The 19,874-nt window shown below is 74.7% G+C and carries 16 protein-coding genes; 3 read left to right on the forward strand and 13 right to left on the reverse strand.

All coding sequences use genetic code 11. The features are described 5' to 3' along the window. Nucleotides 1-126: 126 nt before the first annotated feature. From ABZ945_RS21505 to ABZ945_RS21520, 4 genes are all read right to left on the reverse strand, one after another. On the reverse strand, nt 127-705 hold the full coding sequence (locus ABZ945_RS21505; protein ID WP_361271803.1) for a DNA starvation/stationary phase protection protein: 579 nt from the start codon (nt 703-705) through the stop codon (nt 127-129). 112 nt (nt 706-817) lie between these two features. Continuing rightward, nucleotides 818-1,378 (reverse strand): hypothetical protein, encoded by a 561-nt coding sequence (locus ABZ945_RS21510; protein ID WP_361271806.1) that lies wholly within the window; start codon nt 1,376-1,378, stop codon nt 818-820. A 156-nt stretch (nt 1,379-1,534) separates the two neighbouring features. Further along, nucleotides 1,535-2,953 carry an ion channel protein gene (locus ABZ945_RS21515; RefSeq protein WP_361271808.1) on the reverse strand — a complete coding sequence of 473 codons (1,419 nt, stop codon included), beginning with the start codon at nt 2,951-2,953 and terminating at the stop codon, nt 1,535-1,537. A gap of 79 nt (nt 2,954-3,032) precedes the next feature. Beyond that, nucleotides 3,033-3,626, reverse strand: a complete 594-nt coding sequence (locus tag ABZ945_RS21520) for a TetR/AcrR family transcriptional regulator (RefSeq protein ID WP_361271810.1) — start codon at nt 3,624-3,626, stop codon at nt 3,033-3,035. A 98-nt stretch (nt 3,627-3,724) separates the two neighbouring features. Here ABZ945_RS21520 and ABZ945_RS21525 point away from each other — a divergent pair, with 98 nt between their 5' ends. Beyond that, the gene (locus tag ABZ945_RS21525; RefSeq protein WP_361271812.1) at nt 3,725-4,513 is read left to right on the forward strand and encodes an SDR family oxidoreductase; all 789 of its coding nucleotides are present in this window, start codon (nt 3,725-3,727) and stop codon (nt 4,511-4,513) included. A 22-nt stretch (nt 4,514-4,535) separates the two neighbouring features. Here ABZ945_RS21525 and ABZ945_RS21530 read toward each other — a convergent pair whose 3' ends face one another. Next, nucleotides 4,536-5,360: a hypothetical protein gene (locus ABZ945_RS21530; RefSeq protein ID WP_361271815.1), complete on the reverse strand. Its 825-nt coding sequence runs from the start codon at nt 5,358-5,360 to the stop codon at nt 4,536-4,538. A 286-nt stretch (nt 5,361-5,646) separates the two neighbouring features. On the opposite strand from ABZ945_RS21530, the gene ABZ945_RS21535 reads away from it, so the two are divergent. Continuing rightward, nucleotides 5,647-6,111 carry an SRPBCC family protein gene (locus tag ABZ945_RS21535; protein WP_361271817.1) on the forward strand — a complete coding sequence of 155 codons (465 nt, stop codon included), beginning with the start codon at nt 5,647-5,649 and terminating at the stop codon, nt 6,109-6,111. A gap of 96 nt (nt 6,112-6,207) precedes the next feature. Here ABZ945_RS21535 and ABZ945_RS21540 read toward each other — a convergent pair whose 3' ends face one another. Then, nucleotides 6,208-8,502, reverse strand: coding sequence for an MMPL family transporter (locus tag ABZ945_RS21540; RefSeq protein ID WP_361271820.1), 2,295 nt, complete (start codon nt 8,500-8,502; stop codon nt 6,208-6,210). 224 nt (nt 8,503-8,726) lie between these two features. After that, nucleotides 8,727-10,145, reverse strand: a complete 1,419-nt coding sequence (locus ABZ945_RS21545; protein WP_361271822.1) for a PLP-dependent aminotransferase family protein — start codon at nt 10,143-10,145, stop codon at nt 8,727-8,729. 37 nt (nt 10,146-10,182) lie between these two features. Here ABZ945_RS21545 and ABZ945_RS21550 point away from each other — a divergent pair, with 37 nt between their 5' ends. After that, nucleotides 10,183-11,238 (forward strand): DMT family transporter, encoded by a 1,056-nt coding sequence (locus ABZ945_RS21550; protein WP_361271824.1) that lies wholly within the window; start codon nt 10,183-10,185, stop codon nt 11,236-11,238. Here ABZ945_RS21550 and ABZ945_RS21555 read toward each other — a convergent pair. The 6 genes from ABZ945_RS21555 to ABZ945_RS21580 all read right to left on the reverse strand — a co-directional run bounded on the left by ABZ945_RS21555 (nt 11,157) and on the right by ABZ945_RS21580 (nt 19,735). Beyond that, nucleotides 11,157-13,502: an arylsulfatase gene (locus tag ABZ945_RS21555; protein ID WP_361271827.1), complete on the reverse strand. Its 2,346-nt coding sequence runs from the start codon at nt 13,500-13,502 to the stop codon at nt 11,157-11,159. The genes ABZ945_RS21550 and ABZ945_RS21555 overlap by 82 nt on opposite strands. Then, nucleotides 13,499-14,329, reverse strand: coding sequence for a formylglycine-generating enzyme family protein (locus ABZ945_RS21560; RefSeq protein ID WP_361272010.1), 831 nt, complete (start codon nt 14,327-14,329; stop codon nt 13,499-13,501). Before ABZ945_RS21560 ends, ABZ945_RS21555 begins: the two co-directional genes overlap by 4 nt. A 119-nt stretch (nt 14,330-14,448) precedes the next feature. Further along, a complete protein-coding gene (locus tag ABZ945_RS21565) occupies nt 14,449-16,335 on the reverse strand; it encodes an ABC transporter ATP-binding protein (protein ID WP_361271829.1) in 1,887 nt (628 codons plus the stop codon). Continuing rightward, on the reverse strand, nt 16,332-17,183 hold the full coding sequence (locus tag ABZ945_RS21570) for an ABC transporter permease (RefSeq protein ID WP_361271832.1): 852 nt from the start codon (nt 17,181-17,183) through the stop codon (nt 16,332-16,334). Before ABZ945_RS21570 ends, ABZ945_RS21565 begins: the two co-directional genes overlap by 4 nt. Before the next feature lie 6 nt (nt 17,184-17,189). Then, the gene (locus ABZ945_RS21575) at nt 17,190-18,134 is read right to left on the reverse strand and encodes an ABC transporter permease (protein WP_361271835.1); all 945 of its coding nucleotides are present in this window, start codon (nt 18,132-18,134) and stop codon (nt 17,190-17,192) included. Nucleotides 18,135-18,145: 11 nt separating this feature from the next. Further along, on the reverse strand, nt 18,146-19,735 hold the full coding sequence (locus ABZ945_RS21580; RefSeq protein WP_361271838.1) for an ABC transporter substrate-binding protein: 1,590 nt from the start codon (nt 19,733-19,735) through the stop codon (nt 18,146-18,148). Between the last annotated feature and the right edge of the window lie 139 nt (nt 19,736-19,874).

Here is a 19,874-nt window from a genome sequence, read left to right on the forward strand (position 1 = left end):
TACGAGGCTGATTGCGGGTGAAGTCCGGGCCGGAGGGCACCCAGCTGATGCCGCCGGCCGCGACACCGGCGTGCGGTGCGGGCACGGCCGGTGCTGACGCCCGGGGACAGCTGGGGGCAGGACGGGTCAGGGCTGCTTCTTGGCCTGGTCGGCGGCGGCGCTCGCGGCGGCCTTCTCCGAGGAGGCGCCGGCCGTGCTCAGCCGCCCGCCGCTGGACTCCAGATGGGCCCGGACGAACCACTGGAACAGCTCCAGGCCGCGCAGCTGCTCGATCAGCATGTCCTGGGTGACCGGGTCCAGCTCCTCGGTGGCGGTCATCGCGGCCCGGTGGTCCTCGATCAGCGAGGTGTACACCAGGTCCAGCGCGCCGAGGTGCTCGATCGCCTCGGCCCGCCCGATGGAGTAGTCGTTCCAGGCGCGGTCCGCCACCAGCGACCCGGGGGTCCCCTTGGGCTCCCCGCCCAGGGTCGAGATCCGCTCGGCCAGGTCGTCGGTCATCGCCCGGACCTGGTCCACCTGCGGGTCGATCATCTCGTGCACCGCGATGAAGTGCGGCCCGACCACGTTCCAGTGGATGTGCTTCAGCGTCAGATGCAGGTCGTTGAGCGAGTGCAGACGCATCTGCAGTATGCCGATGATCTCGGCGCCCGCCTCGGTGGACAGACCGGGGATGGTGTACGGGAGGGAGGGTTTCTGCGATGCCACGTGGTGCTCCTAGGGGGTGAGGCTGCGCGGGTTTCAGGTAAGCACCGGGCCTGCCCGTCCGCCGCTCGTACGCAGCCGCCCGGGCGCCCGGGTATCGGCGGGCCCCGCGGGGTCAGCGGGTGCCGTTGGCCATCCGGCGGCGCAGCAGCAGCACGCCCCCGGCGGCACCGGCCGCGGCGAGCGAGCCGCCGGCCACCATCTCCACCGTGGTGGGGCCCTGGCTGCCGCCGAGGCCACCGGTGGTGCCGCCGCTGGGGGTGCGGGGATCGACGGTCACCGTGCCGCGGAAGCGCGTGCCGTTCCCGCAGTCGCCGTCCACGCTGTACGGGGTGCGCTGCCCGGTGCCGGTCCCGGTGACGAAGGTGGAGCGCGGGGCGATCCGGGCGGTGCCGGTGTAGCGGGTGCCGCCGGGGGCGGCGCCCGAGGAGCTGGTGAGGGTGGTCCGCCCGCCCTCGAAGGCCCGCGAGGTGGCCGTGATGCCGCGGCTGCCGCCCGAGTTCTGGGTGAACGGGCAGGTCACATTGATGGTGACGGTGGCGCCGGGGGCGACGCTGGACGGGGAGACGGTCACGGTCGCGTTCTGCGTGGTGCTGCCGCCCGCCCACGCCAGGGGCGCGGCGGCCAGGCACAGCGCGCCGGCGAGGGCGCCGGCCGGCAGGGATATGGAGCGCATGGGGTCCTTCTCTCGCGTCGGGGTGCGGCCGCCTGCGTCGGCGGCACCGGAGACCGGCGAGCACGGCTCGGCCCGTGGCACTCCGTCAGCGTGAAGCTATGCGCGCCCCGCGCCCCCCACCAGCCGGGACGGTCTGAACGGACCACCCGCCGCCCCTCAGCCGGCTCCGGCCGGCGCCTTCCCGGGCGCGACCTGCATCAGGGGCCGGCCGGTGACCAGCAGCCAGCCGGGCAGCGCGGCCACGCACAGCAGCGGCAGCAGGGCGATGTCGGAGCCGACCACGGCGGCCATGAACAGGCTCAGCCAACCCTGCCGGGTGGTGGCCAGCAGCACCCCGAGCACCGCGGCGGGGACCGCCAGCGCCAACGGCACCGATCCCGCCACCGCGTGCGCCAGCATCCCCAGTGCCACCCCGATGAACACCGCCGGGAAGATCCGGCCGCCCTGGAACCCGCAGGACGCCGCCACCACCAGGGCCACCAGCTTCACCGCCACGATCAGCGCCAGCCCGGCGGCCGTGTACGCGGCCGGGTCGCCGGTCAGCTCCCGCATCTGCTCCGAGCCCTTGAACAGGGTGATCCGCCCGCCCAGCGCCCCGAGCAGCCCCAGCACCAGCCCCCCGCAGGCGAGCACCGCCACCGGATGCCGCAGCCGGTGGAAGAGCCGGTGGCTGTACGGGAGGAGGGCGACCGCCACCAGTCCCACCAGCGCGCACACCGAGGCGACCGCCATCGCGGTGAGCCCGTCCACCGGGCGGAGGTCCGGCCGCGGCCCCAGGTCCAGCGCGAAGGTGGGCGCGTCGGCCAGCACCGTGGTCAGGGCGCCCGCCCCGGCCGCCACCAGCGGGGCGAACAGCCGGTCCCACAGCGGGCGCGGATCGGGCGGGCCCGCGACCTCCGAGAGCAGCAGTGCGGCGGCGACCGGGGTGCCGAACATGGCGCCCACCGTCCCGGCCGCGGCGAGCGCCGCCCAGGCCGTGCCGGGCACCCGGGGCAGCGCCCGCATCCCCAGCGCCACCGCCAGTGCCACGTTCACGCTGGTGATCGGGTTCTCCGGGCCGAGGCTCACCCCGCTGGCCAGTCCGATCACGGCGGCGGTGAGCACCCCGGGGAGCACGGTGGGCGGCAGCGGGGGGTCCACCAGGCCCCGGGTGGCCGGATCGGGGCCGGTACCGCCCGGGAAGCGCCACACCACCAGCCCCACGGCCAGCCCGGCGGCGGTGAGCACCGCGATCGTCCAGCCGCCGGAGGTGCCGGAGACGCCGAGGGCGCGGGGGACGGTGGACCACAGCACCCCCTCCAGCCGGTCGGCGACCCAGGTCACCGCCAGCAGCACCAGACTGCTGGCGACCCCGATGAGCAGCGCCGGCAGCACCAGCGGCAGCAGCAGCCGGGCCGGCCGCGGCAGCCACCCGTGCCAGGGACCGGGCGGAGTCCCCCCGGGGCCCTCGGGCCTCGGCGGGGCTCCGTCGTCGGGGGGAGGGGGCGGCGTCATGGCTGCTCCGGCGGTGGGGGAGGGGCGGCCGCCGAGGGCCGGGGCCGTCCGCGTACGGCCGGTGGGGGCCCTACGGCTCACCGATCATCCCTGACCGGAGGCCACCGTTCCGGAAACCCGCGCGCCGGTGTCGTAGCCGTTGGCACGCCCCCCGTTCGGCTCAGGGCGCCGGGGCGATCCCGGCGAGCAGCACCTCCAGGGCCAGATCCAGTGCCTCGTCCAGCGGGGTGTCGTCCAGCAGGCCGCCCAGCGAGAGGGTGGCCAGCCCGTGCAGGGTGGAGAAGGCCACCTGGGCGAGGCGGACCGGATCGCCCGGGCGGGCGGTGCCCGCCGCCTGGGCCTCGGCGATCAGCCCGGCGGCGACCTCCAGACCCGCGTGCCCCAGCTCGCGCAGCTCCGCGCTGGAGTCCTCGGCGTGCTTGGCGGTGAACATCAGCGCCAGCAGCGGGGGATGGGTCACCGCGAACTCCACATAGGCCCGGCCCAGCGCGGTCAGCCGGGCGGACGGCGGCCCGGGCGTCCCGCCCGCGCCGCGCAGCGCGGTGTTGAGCCGGGTGAAGCCGCTGACCGCCAGGGCGTCCAGCAGGGCCTGGCGGTCGCGGAAGTGGCGGGCCGGAGCGGCATGGCTGACCCCCAGGTCGCGGGCGAGGGCGCGCAGCGAGAGCCCGTCGGCACCGTACTGGGCCAGCACGCTCTCCGCGCGCTCCAGCAGGGCGGTCCGGAGATTGCCGTGGTGGTATGGGCTGTCGGTCAAGGTGTCGTGCTCCCGAGCGATGTTGGCATTGACTACAAAGATGGCGATGTCTACATTCGAGGGTGCCAGTCCGTGCATGAAGAGGAAAGCAGGCGGCCATGACGATGACCTACCGGGGCACCACGGCCCTGATCACCGGGGCCAGCTCCGGTCTCGGCACCGAGTTCGCCCGGCAGTGGGCCGAGCGCGGCGCCGACCTGGTGCTGGTGGCCCGGCGCAAGGAGCGGCTGGAGGAGCTGTCGGAACGCCTGGAGCAGCGGTACGGGGTCAGCGCCCGGGTGATCGCCGCGGACCTCGGCAAGCCCGGCGCGGCGGCGGCCCTCCGCGCCGAACTGGACGGCCTGGGCACCACCGTGCAGACCCTGGTCAACAACGCCGGCTTCGGCAGCCACGGCCCGCTCGCCGAGGCGGACCCCGCGCGGGTCAGCGAGATGGTCCAGCTCAACGTCATGGCCGTCACCGAGCTCACCCGGGCGTTCCTGCCCGACCTGGTCGCCGACGGCCGGGGCGCCCTGGTCAACATCGCCAGCGCCGCCGCCTACCAGCCCACCCCCGCCATGGCGGTCTACGGCGCCACCAAGGCGTTCGTCCTCAACTTCACCGAGGCCGTCGGCTACGAGGTGCGCGGCTCGGCCCTGACGGTGCTGGCCGTCTCACCGGGCCCGGTGCGCACCGAGTTCTTCGACGTCGTCGGTACCCAGGACGCCGCCGTCGGCTCCATGGCCACCGCCGAACAGGTGGTCACCGCCGCCCGGCGCGCACTGGAGCGCCGCACCACCCCGCCCAGCATCGTCGTCGGCCTGGGCAACCGGATCTCCTCCATCGCCTCCACCCTCTCCCCGCGCCGCGTCACCCTCGCCATCTCCGGCCGCGTCCTCAAGGCCTGACCCGTCGCCGGTACCCCGTCCGCTACCGGCCGAGGTACCGGTGCAGCGAGCGCTTCAGCGCCGCGGTGAACCGCTCCCGCACCACCGGGTCCACCCGGTCCAGTGAGAGATAGGGGTTGAGGTCCTCCAGCTCCACCAGCAGCAGCCGGCCGTCCCGGGTGCGGCAGGCGTCCACCCGCTGCACCCCGTGCTCCAGGGTGTTCCAGGCGACGAACCGGCGGGCGAACTCCACATCGGCCGTCGAGGCCGCATAGGGCTCCAGCTCCCAGCGGCGCTCCGGGTCCGGCGCGTACACCGCGTACTGGAAGGCGTCGTCCACGAAGACGAACGACACCTCGTAGCGGAAGTCGATCCTCGGCTGGACCAGCACCCCGTCCCACCGCACCTCGCCGAGCCGCTCGGCGGGCAGGAACTCCAGACCGATCGAGTCCGCCCCGGCCGCCGGCTTCACCGCGTACCACGGGCTGTCCGGCAGCACCCCGAGATCCTCGGGCCGCTCCACGGTGGGGATCACCGGCAGCCCGGCCGAGGTCAGCTCGGTCAGATACCCCTTGCCCGCCATGTCCCCCCGCCCGGTCAGCGGGTTGTACACCGGCACGCCCAGCTCCACCGCGCGGGCCCGGTAGGCGTCGTACGCCTCGCGGTGGTGCAGCACCGGGCCGCTGTTGCGGACCACCACCGCGTCGAAGCCGTCCAGCAGCGCGGCCGCGTCGCCCGGCGGGCAGAGCGCCACCGCGAACTCGTCCCGCAGGGCGGCGGTGAGCGCCATGTCCTCGTCACCGTACCGCCGGCCGCGGGCCGGATAGAGGAGGTCGGAGACATACAGCAGACGGGGGCGGGCGGACACGGGACTCCTCGCGGTCGGGGCGGCCACCGTACCTGCGGGAACGGGGCGTTTCCCAGGGTTTCCCAGCCGGGGAAACCCTGGCGGCGCGGGGCCGGACCGCCGACTGCCGCGCGGTCGTGAACCCGCTCGACGAGAAGGCGATCCGCCCTTCCTCGCCCAGGTGACCGCGGGCTGACACCGGGGGACCGCCGGCCGGCGGGTGAGCGCGGCGCGTGAGGGGGTACCCGGGGCGCGGCCCGGCCCCCGGCGCGGGGGCACCGACGCGCGAGCGACGAGGAGGCAGAGCGTGAGCACCGTCAAGGAGACGATCGAGGTGGACGTCCCTGTCCACACGGCCTACAACCAGTGGACGATGTTCGAGGAGTTCCCCCGGTTCATGGAGGGCGTCGACGAGATCCGCCAGATCGACGACCGCCACAACCACTGGAAGACCAGCATGGGCGGGGTGCACCGCGAGTTCGACACCGAGATCGTGGACCAGCTGCCCGACGAGCGGATCGCCTGGCGCACCATCGGCGGCGACACCCGGCAGAAGGGCACGGTCAGCTTCCGGAAGGTGGACGAGCGCCACACCCGGGTGGAGCTGGTGATGGACGTCGAACCGAGCGGCATGGCCGAGAAGGCCGCCGACGCCACCGGCATCCTGGGCCGGCGGGTCAAGGGCGACATGCGGCGGTTCAAGGACTACATCGAGACCCAGGGCGGCGAGTCCGGCGGCTGGCGCGGCCGCATCCGCCCCGGCGCGAGCTGAGCCGCATGGCCGATCCGGCCCCCGGCCGGCTGCACGGCCCGGGCCTGGAGCTCTTCCAACTCCAGGCCCGGGCCCCGTAGCAACCGGCCCACCGCCTCACCCCGCCCGGGAGACCGGCGTCCGGCCGTGACCGCCCTCGGCGCCGCCGCCCTCCGCGTCCACCTTCGGCAGCAGCCGCTCCAGCCAGTGCGGCGTCCACCAGGCCGCCTTGCCCAGCAGGGTCATCGCCGCCGGCACCAGCAGCAGCCGCACCACCGTGGCGTCGATCAGCACGCTGGCCGCCAGCCCCAGGCCCAGCATCTTCACCACGATCTGGTCGCTCAGCACGAACGCCGCGAAGACGCTGACCATGATGAGCGCCGCACAGGTGATCACCCGCGCGGTGATCTCCAGCGCGTGCGCCACGCTCGCCTTGGGGTCGCCGGTGCGCAGCCAGGCCTCGTGCACCCGCGACAGCAGGAAGATCTCGTAGTCCATGCTCAGCCCGAAGACGATGGCGAACATCATCATCGGCACATAGCTCTCGATCGGCACCTCGCCCGAGACCCCGAGCGCCGGACCGCCCCAGCCCCACTGGAAGACCGCCACCACCACCCCGTACGAGGCGGCGATCGACAGCACGTTGAGCACCGCCGCCTTCACCGCCACCAGCACCCCGTGGAACACCACCAGGATCACCAGGAACGCCAGCCCCACCACCACCGCGATGATCAGCAGCAGCCGGCTGGAGACGATGTCCAGGAAGTCCACCTGGGCGGCGGTCGTCCCGGTCACATAGGTGCGCGCCCCGGTCCCGGCCACCGCATCCGGCAGCACGTCGTCCACCAGCCGGTTCACCAGATCGGTGGTCCCCTGGTCCTGCGGGGCGTCGGCGGAGTACGCGGTCGCCAGCAGCACCTCCCCGTCCTGGGTCGGCGTCAGCGGGGTCACCTTCACCGCGCCCGGTACCTTCGCCAGCGCCCCGTTCACCGAGGAGGCCAGCGCCGAGCGGTCCGCCTGCGGCACCGCCGACTGGTCCACCACCAGGGTCAGCGGCCCGTTGGAGCCGGGGCCGAACGCCTCGGTCATCAGGTCGTAGGCGCGCCGGTCGGTGAACGACTCCGGATCGGCTCCGTCCCCGATGTGCCCCAGCCGGATGAACAGCAGCGGGATCGCGAGCACCGCCAGCAGCACCACCCCGGGCACCAGGAACCACCACGGCCGCCGCTCCACCCGCAGCGCGTAGCGGTGCCACATCCCGTGCGCCTCCGCGCCCGGCTCGGCGTCCGTCTCGGCCACCGGGCGGCGCACCCTCAGCCGGTCGATATGCCGCCCGATCAGCCCGAGCAGCGCCGGGACCAGGGTCACCGCGCCCAGCACGGCCGTCACCACGGTGACCGCGGCCGCCAGCCCCAGCTTGCCGATGAAGGAGATGCCCGACGCCCACAGCCCGGACAGCGCGATGATCACCGTGCAGCCGGAGACCAGCACCGCCTTGCCGCTGGTCGCCGTCGCCCGCCCGGCCGCGACCGCCGGCTCCACCCCGTCCATCAGCAGCTGGCGGTGGCGGGTGACCAGGAAGAGCGCGTAGTCGATGCCCACCCCCAGGCCGATCATCGTGGCGAGGGTGGGGGAGACGGTGGCGAAGGTGGCCGCCGCCGCCAGCAGCCCCAGCAGCGCCAGCCCGCAGACCACCGCGATCAGCGCGGTGACCAGCGGCAGCACCGCCGCGACCACACTGCCGAAGCCGATCAGCAGCACCACGATCGCCACCGCGAAGCCGATCGCCTCGCTGGTGCGGTCGCCGGTGTGCGGCCGGTCCAGCTCACCGAGCGGACCGCCGTACTCCACCTGCACCCCGGCCGCCCGCAGCGGCTCCACCGCCCGGTCCACCCCGTCCGTATAGGACTCGCCGAGGGTGGAGGGCTGTACGTCGAACCGCACGGTGATGTAGCCGGTGCGGCCGTCGGAGGAGAGCGGCCCGGTGTTCGGCCCGGAGCCGGCCGGCGGCGGGGTGGTACCGGGCGGAGGGAGCGGACTCTGCGCGCTGAGTACGTGCGGCAGCTTCCCCAGGTCGCTCACGGCGGTGTTCACCTGCCCGCCGACCGAACTGAGCGGCGCCGCACTGTCTCTGAGCACGATCTGTGCGCCATAACCGCCGGCCGCCGGATCATGCGACCGCAGGACCGCGAGACCGTCGTCCGACTGCGAGCCGGGCAGCGTGAAGTCATCCGAGTAGTCGCCCCCGTAGGCCCGGTCCAGCACCTGCGCCCCGACCAGCGCGGCCAGCCAAAGGACGATCACCAGGACGCTGTGCCGGGCGCACCACTCGCCGGTACGCCGCAGCGCGGTCCGGCGGGGAGCGGCGGACGGCCCCGTACGGCCGGGAGCGGGCGGCGGGGTCGCGGACATGGAGCCTCCGGGCGGCCACAGGCACGAGTGCCGCCGGCTTCCCGGGCCGCACCGAACCGGCCCCGGGCAGGACGGCACCGGACTCCCGCCATTGAAGGCCGGACCCGGACCCCCGGCACGCCGGACGGCGGGAACGGGTGACCTGCCCGCCCGAGGCGACCGCGTACCCGCGGCGGCGAGTGACCGCCCCCGAGCGTGCCCCCGCCCCGGCAGCCCCGCCGTCGCTAGGCCGTCCGCTGGAGGGCCAGCGCCTGGCCGATGAGCCGGGCGCCCTCCGGGAAGGCGCCCGGGTTCGGGCCGGCGTAGTTGAGCCGCAGATGGACCCCGGCCGGCTCGGCCGGGAACCACGCGTCGCCCGAGGCCACGGCCACCCCGGCGGCCTCGCAGTCCCGGACCAGCCGCTCCGAGTCGGTGCCGTCCGGCAGCCGGGCCCACAGGTTCAGCCCGCCCTGCGGCACCGCCTCCAGCCGTGCCTCCGGTACGTGCTCGGCGAGCGCCCCGGCCAGCAGATCGCGGCGGGCGGCCAGCCGGCGGCCCAGGCCTCGCAGATGGGTGCGCCAGCCTGGCTGGGTGACCACATCCAGCGCCGCCGCCTGCAGCAGACCGCTGACGTAGATCGACTCCGCCTGCGCACCCGCCAGGATCCTCGCCCGGGCCGGGCCGCGGGCCACCACCCCGGCGACCCGGACCGCCGGGGAGACGCTCTTGGTGAGCGACCGCAGATAGATGACACGGCCGCCCTCGTCCCGCGCGGCCAGCGGCACCGCGGCCGCCTCGATCCCGAAGTCATGCGCCCAGTCGTCCTCCACCAGGAACGCCCCATGCGCCCGTACGGTGTCCAGCACCCGATCGGCCAGCTCGGGCGACCAGTGCGCGCCGGTGGGATTGGCGAAGCTCGGCTGCGCGTAGAACACCCGCGCCCCGCTCTGCCGGAACGCCCGCTCCAGCGCCTCCGGGTCCGGCCCGTCCGCGCCGCTGGGCACCGGGACCAGCCGCACCCCCGCCTGCGCGGCGGCCAGCAGCGCACCCCAGTACGTGGGCGACTCCACCAGCACGGCCCTGCCCGCTCCCACCAGGGTGCGGAAGACGGTGCCCAGCGCGCTCTGACTGCCCGGCAGTACCAGCACATCGCTCGCCGCCGGTGGCTGCGCGCCCAGCGGGGTGACCGCGCCGAGCTCGGCCGCGAACCACGCCTGGAGCTCCGGCAGCCCCGCCACCGGCGGCCGGGCCACCGCGGCGTCCCCGCGGGCCGCCCGGGCGAAGGCGGCCCGTACCAGCCGCTCAGGCAGCAACTCCCGGTCCGGGTAGCCCGAGTGGAGGGCGATCACCTCGTTCGGCACGGTCCGCAGCGCCGCGGACACCGCCGGGCCCCGGTCCCGGGGCGAGCCGAGCGCCGCCGTCTGCCAGCCGTAGTCATGCGGCCGGGGCGCCGACCGGGCCGCGCGGACGAAGGTCCCCACCCCCGGACGGCTCTCCACCAGCCCCTGCGCCGCCAGGGTCCGCAGCGCCTTCTGCACGGTGACCGGACTCGCCGCGTACTCGGCCACCAGCGCCCGGGTGGCCGGCAGCCGGGCGCCGGGCGCGGCCCCCGCGATCCACCCCCGCAGCGCCTCGACGATCCGTCCACTGCTATCGTTATCCATGAGAATAGATAGTAGCGCTACTCACTCCGTCGCCCCCGTGCTACCGAAGGCCCCCGTCCCGGCCGCCAGCCACTCCGGGATCGGCGGGTCCGGGACCACCCGCTCCGGCATCGGCTGGGGACTGCTGGGTGTCACGGCCTTCTCCTTCACCGTCCCCTTCACCCGGATCGCCGTGGAGGGCGGCGCGATGTCGCCCCTCTTCGTCGGCGCCGGCCGCGCCGTGGTCGCCGCCCTGCTCGCGGCCGTCGCCCTGGCCGCCACCCGGCAGCGGCTGCCGCGCGGGACCCAGTGGGCCCGGCTCGCGGTGGTGGCCGCCGGGGTGGTCGCCGGCTTCCCGCTGCTGACCTCCTACGCGCTCACCACCGCCTCGGCCGGGCACGCCGCCGTGGTGATCGCCCTGCTGCCGGCCGTGACCGCGGTCCTGGCGGTGCTGCGCACCCGGGAGCGGCCACCGAGGGCCTTCTGGCTCACCGCGGCCGCCGGAGCCGTCGCCGCCGTGGGCTTCGCCTCGCTCCAGGGCGGCGGGGCGAGCGGCCCGGCCTGGTCGGACCTGCTGCTGCTCGGCGCGGTGCTGGCGGCCGGCGTCGGATACGCCGAGGGCGGGCTGCTCGCGCGGGAGTTGGGCGCCTGGCAGACCATCTCCTGGGCCCTGGTGCTCGCCGCGCCGCCGATGGCCGCGCTCACCGCGGTGGCGGCCGCCCGGCACACCCCGAGCGGGACACCGGCCGAATGGGCGGCCTTTGGCTACCTCGGCGTGGTCAGCATGTTCCTCGGCTTCTTCGCCTGGTACCGCGGACTGGCGATCGGCCCGATGGCGCGGGTCAGCCAGATCCAGCTGGTGCAGCCGGTGCTCGGCATCGGCTGGGCCGCCCTGCTGCTGCGTGAGCCGATCACCTGGGCCACCGTGCTGGGCGGCCTCGCCGTGGTCGGCTGCGCCGGGACGGCGGTACGTAGCCGGGCCCGGACCGGCCCCGGGACGGTAGCGGAGCCCCGCCCCGGGGCACGGCCGCGCTACTCGAAGGCCGCCGCGGCCTCCCGTAGCGCCGCCGCCACCACCTCCGGCGCGTCCGGGCCCACCTCGCCCGGCCGGTAGGTGACCGAGGCCAGCTCCCCGGAGTAGCGGAAGACCCCGTGCCGCAGATGCACCGGCCAGGACACCGGCGACTTGCGGTCCAGGCCCACGCTGATCCCCTGGAACGGGGCCATCCCGATCAGCTGGTGCACACTGCCGGGCAGCGCGGGCCGCTCCTCGCCGTCCACCCGTACCGCGAACTGCCAGCGCAGCCCCGGCTCGGCGGCCGCCGCCAGCTCCACCGTCCGGGCCCCGGCCGGCAGCGGCCCGGCGTCCGCCTCGTGCAGGGCGCTGTACTCGTTGTACGCGAGGCGCAGCCGGCCCTCCTCCACGTACAGGCTGTAGCCGCCGCCCTGGTCGCCGTGCGAGACCAGCACCCCCTGGTCGGCGGCCCCGTGCCGGGCCAGCCGCACGGTGACGGTGAACGAGCGGAAGGCGGTCAGCCGCGAGGAGCGGTAGCGCTCCAGCTCCGGGGTGCCCGGCAGCAGGGTCACCGGACGTTCGAGCCGGGCCTCGCCGGGCCCCCGGCGCACCATCGCCCCGCCCGGACCGGGCAGCGGGAAGACCCCGTTGCGCCAGGCCGCCTCCTCCCAGGCCGCTGCCAGCTCCTTGACCACCTCCGGCCGCGCCGCCGCCAGATCGCGCACCTCGGTGGAGTCGGTGCGGATGTCGTACAGCGCCCACTCCGAGTCGTCGTACGGCGCGCCCGGCCGATGCACGGTCACGATCTTGTGGCCGTCCCGGTAGTAGCTGCGGTTGCCGGTCATCTCGCAGTACTGCTCCGGATGGGTGCTCGCCGCCGCCGGGTCGCGCAGCACCGGTACGAAGGCGGTCCCGTCCTCCTCCTGCACGGCCCGCCCGTGGAGCTCGGCCGGCCGCGCCACCCCGGCCAGCTCAAGAAGGGTGGGCGCCAGATCGGTCACGTACTGGTAGGCGTGCCGCAGCCCGTTGTCGCCGGTGCCGCCCTCCGCCCGGGGCAGCCCGCGCGGCCAGGACAGCAGGAACGGCACCCGCACCCCGCCCGCGTAGGTGTGCCGCTTGTACAGCCGGAAGGGCGTGTTGGAGGCCATCGCCCAGCCGCGCGGATAGTGCACCATGCTGCGCGGGCCGCCGATCAGCTCCGGGTCGCGCTCCACGTCCGGCCGCCAGTCCTCCGGCAGCCGCGGATGGTGGGCGAACCGGCTGAAGTAGCTGCGGGTGCCCTCCGCCCCGCCCTCGCCGCTGCCGCCGTTGTCCGAGGTGAACACCACGATGGTGTTGTCCAGTTCGCCGTACGCCTCGATGACCGCGAGCAGCCGGCCCAGGTTCTCGTCGATGTTGGCCACCATCGCCGCGTACACCTCCATATAGCGGGCGGCCAACTCCCGCTGCTCCGACGGCAGCTCGTCCCAGGCGTCCACCTCCTCGCCGGCCTCCCGGTTGCGCGGCGGCAGCGCGGTGCCCTCGGGGAACAGCCCGTCGGCCAGTTGCCGGGCGAACCGGTGCCGCCGCACCTCGTCCCAGCCGTCCGCGTACCGCCCGCGCTGCCGGGCGATGTCCGCCGGCTTGGCCTGGAGCGGGGCGTGCACCGCGTTGTGTGCCAGATAGAGGAAGAACGGCTTGTCCGCGTCGTGCGCCCGCAGCCCCTTGACCATGCCGATCGCCTGGTCGGTGATGTCGTCCGTGTAGTAGTAGCCCTCGGGGAAGGCGTCGATGTCCAGGGGGCTGTTGTCCCGCACCAGTTGGTGCGGATGGAAGAGGTTGGTCAGCCCCTCCAGCACCCCGTAGTACTGGTCGAAGCCCTTCTGCAGCGGCCAGTTGCGGCGGTCGTCGGCCGCGTTGGACGAGGAGTCCCGGGCCAGATGCCACTTGCCGACCGCGTAGGTGGCGTACCCGGCGCCGTGCAGGGTCTCGGCCAGGGTGGGGATGTCCTCGGCGATCTCCATCCCGTAGCCGGGGAAGCCGGGATCGGCGTTGGCGACCATGGCATAGCCCACCCGGTGCGGGTTGAGCCCGGTCAGCAGCGCGGCCCGGGCCGGTGAACAGAGCGGCATGGTGTGGTAGTTGGTCAGCCGCACCCCGCTCTCGGCGACCGAGTCCAGCACCGGGGTGGCGATCTCCGCGCCGAACGGCCCGATGTCGCTGTAGCCCATGTCGTCCACCAGCACGACCACGATGTTGGGCGCCCCCTCGGCGGCCCGGCGCTCGGCCGGCCAGGCGGGGCGGGAGTCGGCGAAGGTCCGCCCGATGCTGCCCTCGAAGCCGTCATAAGGGTCGCGGCGGGTGGTGGGTGCCTCGGTCGTCATCTGGGGTCGCTCTCCTGAAAGGTGCGGGGCAGGTCGCGGGCGCAGCGGAAGCCGCCGTGGCCGGTGGAGGAGTCGGGGGTGTTGTGCGACCGGGCGGCCACCCGGTAGCGGTTGCAGTACGAGGAGTGGCAAAGGTACGAGCCGCCGCGGATGACCCGCTCGCCCGACCCCGGCTCCCAGGGGTCGGCGCACCACTCCCAGACGTTGCCGGAGGTGTTGAACAGCCCGAAGCCGTTCGGCCGGTACGCGGTGACCGGCACCGTCCCGGTCCGGCCGCCGGGCCGCTCGGAGCGCACCGGGAAGTCACCGGCGAAGGTGTTGCACATCTCCCGCCCGCCGGGCGTCAGTTCGTCGCCCCAGGGATAGCGCGCCCCCTCACGACCGCCCCGGGCCGCGTACTCCCACTCGGCCTCGGTGGGCAGCCGCAGCCCTGCCCAGCCGCAGTACGCCTCCGCGTCCCGGTGCGAGACATGGGTGACCGGATGGTCCGCGCGGTCCCCGACCTCCGAGCCGGGCCCCTCGGGGCGGTGCCAGGCCGCCCCGGTGACCGCCAGCCACCAGGGCGCCCCGGCCACCCGGCCGAGCACCCGGGACCGCGCCCCGGGGTGCAGCAGGAGATGGAAGACGTAGGAGCTGCCGAACCGCTCGGCGTCGGTGACATAGCCGGTGGCGGAGGTGAAGGCGGCGAACTGCCCGTTGCTGACGGCGGTGGTGTCGATGGCGAACGGCGCCACCACCACCTCCCGTACCGGCCCCTCCCGGTCCTCGGGCACGCCTTCCCCGAAGGGGTCGCCCATCAGGAAGGACCCGCCGGGCAGTTCGGCCATCCGATGGTCCGCCGCCCCGGCGGACCGGGCGACCGGGGAGGGGACGACGGCGGTGCCCGTCCCCGTACGCCCCGGGGCGCAGCACGACCGTCCGGAGGCCTTCGGCAGTCCGTTCTCCGTCATACGCCCACCCCGCTCGCCAAGGTCTCCCGCGCCGGCGGCGCTCCCGTCGGCACCGGCGAGGGTACGGCGGCCAGCAGCGCCCGGGTATAGGCGTGTCGCGGACGCTCGCACACCTCGTCGGCGGGGCCGCTCTCCACGATCCGGCCCTGGTGCATCACCGCGATCCGGTGGCTGACCTGGCGCACCACCGCCAGATCGTGCGCGATGAACACCAGCGCCAGGCCCAGCTCCCGCTGGAGGTCGGTGAGCAGCGTGGTGATCTGGGCCTGCACCGACACATCCAGCGCGGACACCGGCTCGTCGCAGATCAGCACCGACGGCTCGGGCGCCAGCGCCCGGGCGATGCCGATCCGCTGCCGCTGGCCCCCGGAGAAGGAGCGCGGCAGCCGGCCGGCCGCCGCCGGGTCCAACCCGACCTGCCGCAGCAGGCCGGCGACCCGCCGCTCACGGGCCGTACGGTCGCCCAGACCGAAGGCGCGCAGCGGCTCGGCCACGATCTCGCCCACCGTCATCCGGGGGTTGAGCGAGGCGTAGGGGTCCTGGAACACCAGCTGCACCTGCCGCCGCACCCCGTTCAGGGCCGCGCGGGAGGGCCGGGTGACATCCTCGCCGCGTAGCCGCAGGGTGCCGGAGTCCGCCGAATGGGCGTGCGCCAGCACCCGGGCCAGGGTGGACTTCCCCGACCCCGACTCGCCCACCAGGCCCAGGGTCTCCCCGGCCGCCAGGGTCAGCGACACCCCGTCCAGCGCGGGCCGCACCGGGCCCCGACGCCGGGACCGGTAGCCCTTCACCAGGTCCACCGCCTCCAGCACCACCGGCCCGGGCGCCGGCCGGTCCAGCGGAACGGGCGGCGCCGGGTCGTACAGCGGCTCGTCCAGCGCGGTCGCCGGGGCGCAGGCGGTGCGCACCCCGTGCCCGGCCGGCAACAGCACCGGCACGCTCTCCCGGCAGACCTCCAGTGACCGGGAGCACCGGTCGGCGAAGGCGCAGCCGTCACCGAGCAGCGCCAGGTCCGGCGGGGTGCCGGGGATACCGGTCAGCCGGGTGCCGGACGGTGAGGACAGCCGCGGCACGGCGGCCAGCAGCCCGGCGGTGTACGGATGGGAGGGCCGGGTGAGCACCCGGGCGGTCGGGCCGTCCTCCACCACCGATCCGCCGTACATCACCAGCACCCGCTCGCAGGAGCGGGCCACCACCCCCATGTTGTGGGTGATCACCACCACCGCGGTGCCGGTCTCCCGGCCGACGTCGGCGAGGAGGGTGAGGATCCGGTCCTGCACGGTGGCGTCCAGCGCGGTGGTCGGCTCGTCGGCGAGCAGCAGGTCCGGCCCGCCCGCCAGCGCCATCGCGATCAGCACCCGCTGGCGCTGCCCGCCGGAGAACTGGTGCGGATGGTCGGCCAGCCGGCGGCGCGGGTCCGGGACGCCGACCAGGTCGAGCAGCTCGGCGGCCCGTTCGGTACGGGCCCGCCGGCCGTCGGCGCCGTGCGCCCGCAGCACCTCGTCCAGCTGGCGGCCCACCGTGAGCACCGGGTTGAGCGCGGTCATCGGGTCCTGGAACACCATCCCGATCCGGCCGCCGCGCACCGCCCGCAGCGCCGCCGGCCCGGCGGTGACCAGGTCCTCGCCGTCCAGCAGCACCTGACCGGAGGCGATCCGCCCGGTGCCGGGCAGCATCCCCAGCACCGCCAGCGCGGTGGTGGACTTCCCCGAGCCGGACTCGCCGACCACGGCCAGCGTCTCGCCCCGGCGCAGGGTGAACGACACCTCCCGTACGGCGCGCAGCGCCCCGCCGCCGGGCGCGGTGAACTCCACGGACAGGTCGCGCACCTCCAGCAGCGGCGGCCCGGTGGTGCGCCCTTCGGTCGTCTGCGTCGTCGTCATCGGCGTATCTCCCGGTTGAGGGCGTCGGCGAGCAGGGACAGCCCGGCCACCAGCGCGGTGATGACCACCAGCGGTCCGGCCGCCACATGCGGGGACTGGGCGAGATACGGCATCGCCTGGGCCAGGACGTTGCCGAGGGTCGGCTCCGGGGGCCGTACGCCCACCCCGAGGAAGCTCATCGCCCCTTCCAGGAACACCGCGACCGTCAGCGACACCGCGAACTGCACGATCAGCGGTTCGGCGGCGTTGGGCAGGATGTGGCGGACCAGCAGCCGGGTGCGGGAGGTCCCGCCGACCCGGGCGGCGGTGACGTACTCCCGGCCGCGCTGCACCAGGATCCCGGCCCGCAACTGCCGCCCGAACACCGGGATCTCGGCCAGCGCGATCACCAGCACCACCGGCAGCCACCCCGGCCCGGCCACCGCGATCACCAGCAGCGCCAGGATCAGCCCGGGGAAGGCGAGCACCAGGTCGAAGAGCCGCTGCACCACCGTGTCGGCGGCCGGGTGGGCGGCCGCGGCCAGCGCCGCGAGGCAGCCGAGCAGCGCGCCGAGCGGCACCGCAAGGCCGATCAGTCCCAGGTCGGTGCGGATGCCGTGGAGCAGCCGGCTGAGCAGGTCGCGCCCCAGCTCGTCGGTGCCCAGCGGATGGCCGGGCGCCCCGGGCCCCAGCAGCCCCTGGCCGCTCTGCGCGGTGGGGTCGTGCCCGGCCAGCAGCGGCGCCAGCAGCCCGGCGGCCGCCACCAGCGCGACCAGGGCCAGTCCGATCCGGCCGCGCCAGGTGGTGAGGAGGGCGAGATACGGCGGCCGGGGCCGGGCCGCCCGCTTCTCCAGGGTGTACGTGGTCATCTCGGTTCACTCCCATCGGATGCGCGGGTCGAGCCAGGCGTAGGCGAGGTCGGTGAGCAGCTGCACCACCACGAACACCGCCACCAGGAGCAGCAGCAGATCCTGCACCACCGGGTAGTCGCGGCGGTTCAGCGCCTGCTCGGCGAGTTGCCCGAGGCCCGGCCAGGCGAAGATCGCCTCCACCAGCACCGCCCCGCCGAGCAGATGCCCGGTCTGGATGCCCACCAGGGTCACCACCGGGGGCAGCGCGTTGGGCAGGGCGTGCCGCCACAGCAGCCGGCGCGGCGCGATCCCGGCGGCGGTCGCGGTACGGACGTAGTCCTCCGCGAGAGCCTGCCGCAGCCCCTCCTGGAGGTACCGGCCCAGTACCGCGGCGCTCGGCAGCGCCAGGCAGAGCGCCGGCAGCAGGAGGTACTGCACCCCCAGGTCGGGGGCGGTCAGCAGCGGCACCCGACCGCCGGGCGGCAGCACCCCGAGGGTCACCGAGAACAGCAGCACCAGCAGCACCCCGGTGACGAACGGCGGTACGGCGAGCGCCCCGGCCGTCACCGCGCGGACCGCCGCCCGGGTCCAGCGGCGCCGCGCGGTGGCGCCCAGGATGCCCAGGGCGCCGCCGAGCAGCAGCGCGAACAGCAGGGCGCCGAGCGTCAGTTCCACGGTGGCGCCGAGCCCGTCGCCGATCAGGTCGGCGACCTCGCCGCCGATCACATGGGAGGGGCCGAGGTCACCGGTGACCAGGGCGCCGATCCAGGCGGCGTACTGCACGGGCAGCGGCTCGTCCAGTCCGAGGCGGTCCCGGATGGCGGCGACGGTCGCCTCGGTCGCGTCCGGCCCGGCCAGGGTGGTGGCCGGATCGCCGGGCACCAGCCGCAGCACGGCGAAAACCAGGAAGGAGGCCAGCAGCAGCACCAGCGCCGCCGACGGCAGCCTTCTCAGCAGATAGCTGCGCATCCGAGCCCCCGTCACACCAGATAGGCGTCGTCGAGGCGGGCCTGCGAGAACTTGTTGAGGCTCACCCCGCGCAGCCGCTCGGAGGCCACCTGCACCTGGCCGCGCACCACCAGGTCGATGATGAACGCCTCGTCCAGCAGGATGTCGGTGATCCGGGCGTAGCGGGCGCGCCCGGCCGGTCCGTCGTCGGGCGTGGTCCAGGCCTCCTTCACGATCCTGGTGTACGTCCCGGAGCGGAACCGGCTGGTGTTCTTGGCCTCGTTGAACGGATACGCGCTGACCGCCAGGGTCGAGGGGTGCACCTGTGCGAAGCCATGGCTCAGCGTCCACAGCGCCGGCATGGACTGCGAGATCAGCCTCTTCTGCGCGGTCGCCGGGTCGGTGGGCTCCAGGGTGACGTCGATGCCGACCTGCGCCAGGTCGTACTGCACGGCCTCCGCGATGGAGGTGTCCCCGGGGGTGGCCGAGTGGAGCAGCGGCAGCTTCAGCGAGCGGTGGCCCGCCGAGCGCAGCAGCTCCCGGGCCTTCGCCGGGTCATGGCGGTAGTGGGTGCGCCCGGTCTCGGTGAACGCCGGGGACGACCTCGGCCAGGGAGCGGCCGAGGCCAGCCCGTAGCCGCCGAGCGACTGGGCGAGCAGCCGGTCCCGGTCCACCGCCCAGGCGATGGCCTGCCGCACGGCCTTGTCGTCCAGCGGCTTCACCGTGGTGTTGACACCCACGTAGTAGGCGCCGGCGCCGGTGGAGTAGTCGGTGATCTTCAAGCTGGGGGTGCTCTTGACCAGCGCCATGCTCGTGCCCGGCACATCGAAGGAGAGCTGGGACTGGCCGGTGCGCAGTGAGGAGACCAACGCGTCGGCCTGCCCGGCCACCCGCAGCTCCACCGCGTCAAGATAGGGCCGCCCCGCGCGCCAGTAGCGGTCGTTGCGCACCAGGTCCAGTCCGGTGCCGGGGCTCCACGTGACCCAACGGAACGGCCCGGTGCCGTTGAGCTTCCGCCCGGTGACCGCGTCCTCCACGGTGTGCCGATCGGTGATGATCATGAACTCGAAGAGGTCGAAGAGATTGGCCACCGGATGGGCGAGCTTCAGCGTCAGCTCGTGGTCCCCGCGCTTCTCGAAGCCGGTGATCGCCGCGGCGGTCGCCCGCAACTGGGCGGCGCGCACCGGGTTCTGGAGGTTCCGCACGGCGAAGATCACATCGTCCGCGGTGAACGGCCGCCCGTCGTGGAAGGTCACGCCCTGGCGCAGCTTCAGGGTGATGCTGCGCCCGTCCTTCGGATACGTCCAGGAGACGGCCAGCTCGGGCTGCGGGCGGAGCCGGTCGTCGTAGCGGGTCAGCGTGTTGAAGAGCAGGCCCTGCTGGAGGGACTGGGCGCTCTGGGCGAACAGCAGCGCCGGGGTGAAGTCGTTGCCGATCGCGATCCGCAGGGTGCCGCCGCGCCGGGGCTTGGCGTCGCCGGCGGCGACCGGGTCGTCCTCCGCGGAGACCGCCGAACGGCAGCCGGCCAGGCCGAGTCCCAGCAGCGCGGTACCGGCGCCCGCCGCCCGCAGGGTGGCTCTGCGGGTGACGGCGGAGAAGGGGGACGGGTGGGACGCGGTCATCTGAGCCTGCCTGTGAGGAAGGGGACGCGCGGGGCGCGCGGCGATGGCGGAGGTACGGGACGGGCAGCCGTCGGCCGAGCGGAACGGCTTCCGACGGATTTGTCTCGCTGCGGGAAAAAGAGGCCCGAGGGTGGGCGAG

Source organism: Streptomyces sp. NPDC046887 (genome assembly GCF_040644755.1).
GTDB lineage: Bacteria > Actinomycetota > Actinomycetes > Streptomycetales > Streptomycetaceae > Streptomyces > Streptomyces lichenis.

Bases quoted from the DNA above. Each gene is read 5' to 3' on its own strand.
- ABZ945_RS21510 (WP_361271806.1), bottom strand. From the start codon at position 1,378: ATGCGCTCCATATCCCTGCCGGCCGGCGCCCTCGCCGGCGCGCTGTGC.
- ABZ945_RS21525 (WP_361271812.1), top strand. From the start codon at position 3,725: ATGACGATGACCTACCGGGGCACCACGGCCCTGATCACCGGGGCCAGC.
- ABZ945_RS21540 (WP_361271820.1), bottom strand. From the start codon at position 8,502: ATGTCCGCGACCCCGCCGCCCGCTCCCGGCCGTACGGGGCCGTCCGCC.
- ABZ945_RS21545 (WP_361271822.1), bottom strand. From the start codon at position 10,145: ATGGATAACGATAGCAGTGGACGGATCGTCGAGGCGCTGCGGGGGTGG.
- ABZ945_RS21555 (WP_361271827.1), bottom strand. From the start codon at position 13,502: ATGACGACCGAGGCACCCACCACCCGCCGCGACCCTTATGACGGCTTC.
- ABZ945_RS21560 (WP_361272010.1), bottom strand. From the start codon at position 14,329: ATGGCCGAACTGCCCGGCGGGTCCTTCCTGATGGGCGACCCCTTCGGG.
- ABZ945_RS21565 (WP_361271829.1), bottom strand. From the start codon at position 16,335: ATGACGACGACGCAGACGACCGAAGGGCGCACCACCGGGCCGCCGCTG.
- ABZ945_RS21570 (WP_361271832.1), bottom strand. From the start codon at position 17,183: ATGACCACGTACACCCTGGAGAAGCGGGCGGCCCGGCCCCGGCCGCCG.
- ABZ945_RS21575 (WP_361271835.1), bottom strand. From the start codon at position 18,134: ATGCGCAGCTATCTGCTGAGAAGGCTGCCGTCGGCGGCGCTGGTGCTG.
- ABZ945_RS21580 (WP_361271838.1), bottom strand. From the start codon at position 19,735: ATGACCGCGTCCCACCCGTCCCCCTTCTCCGCCGTCACCCGCAGAGCC.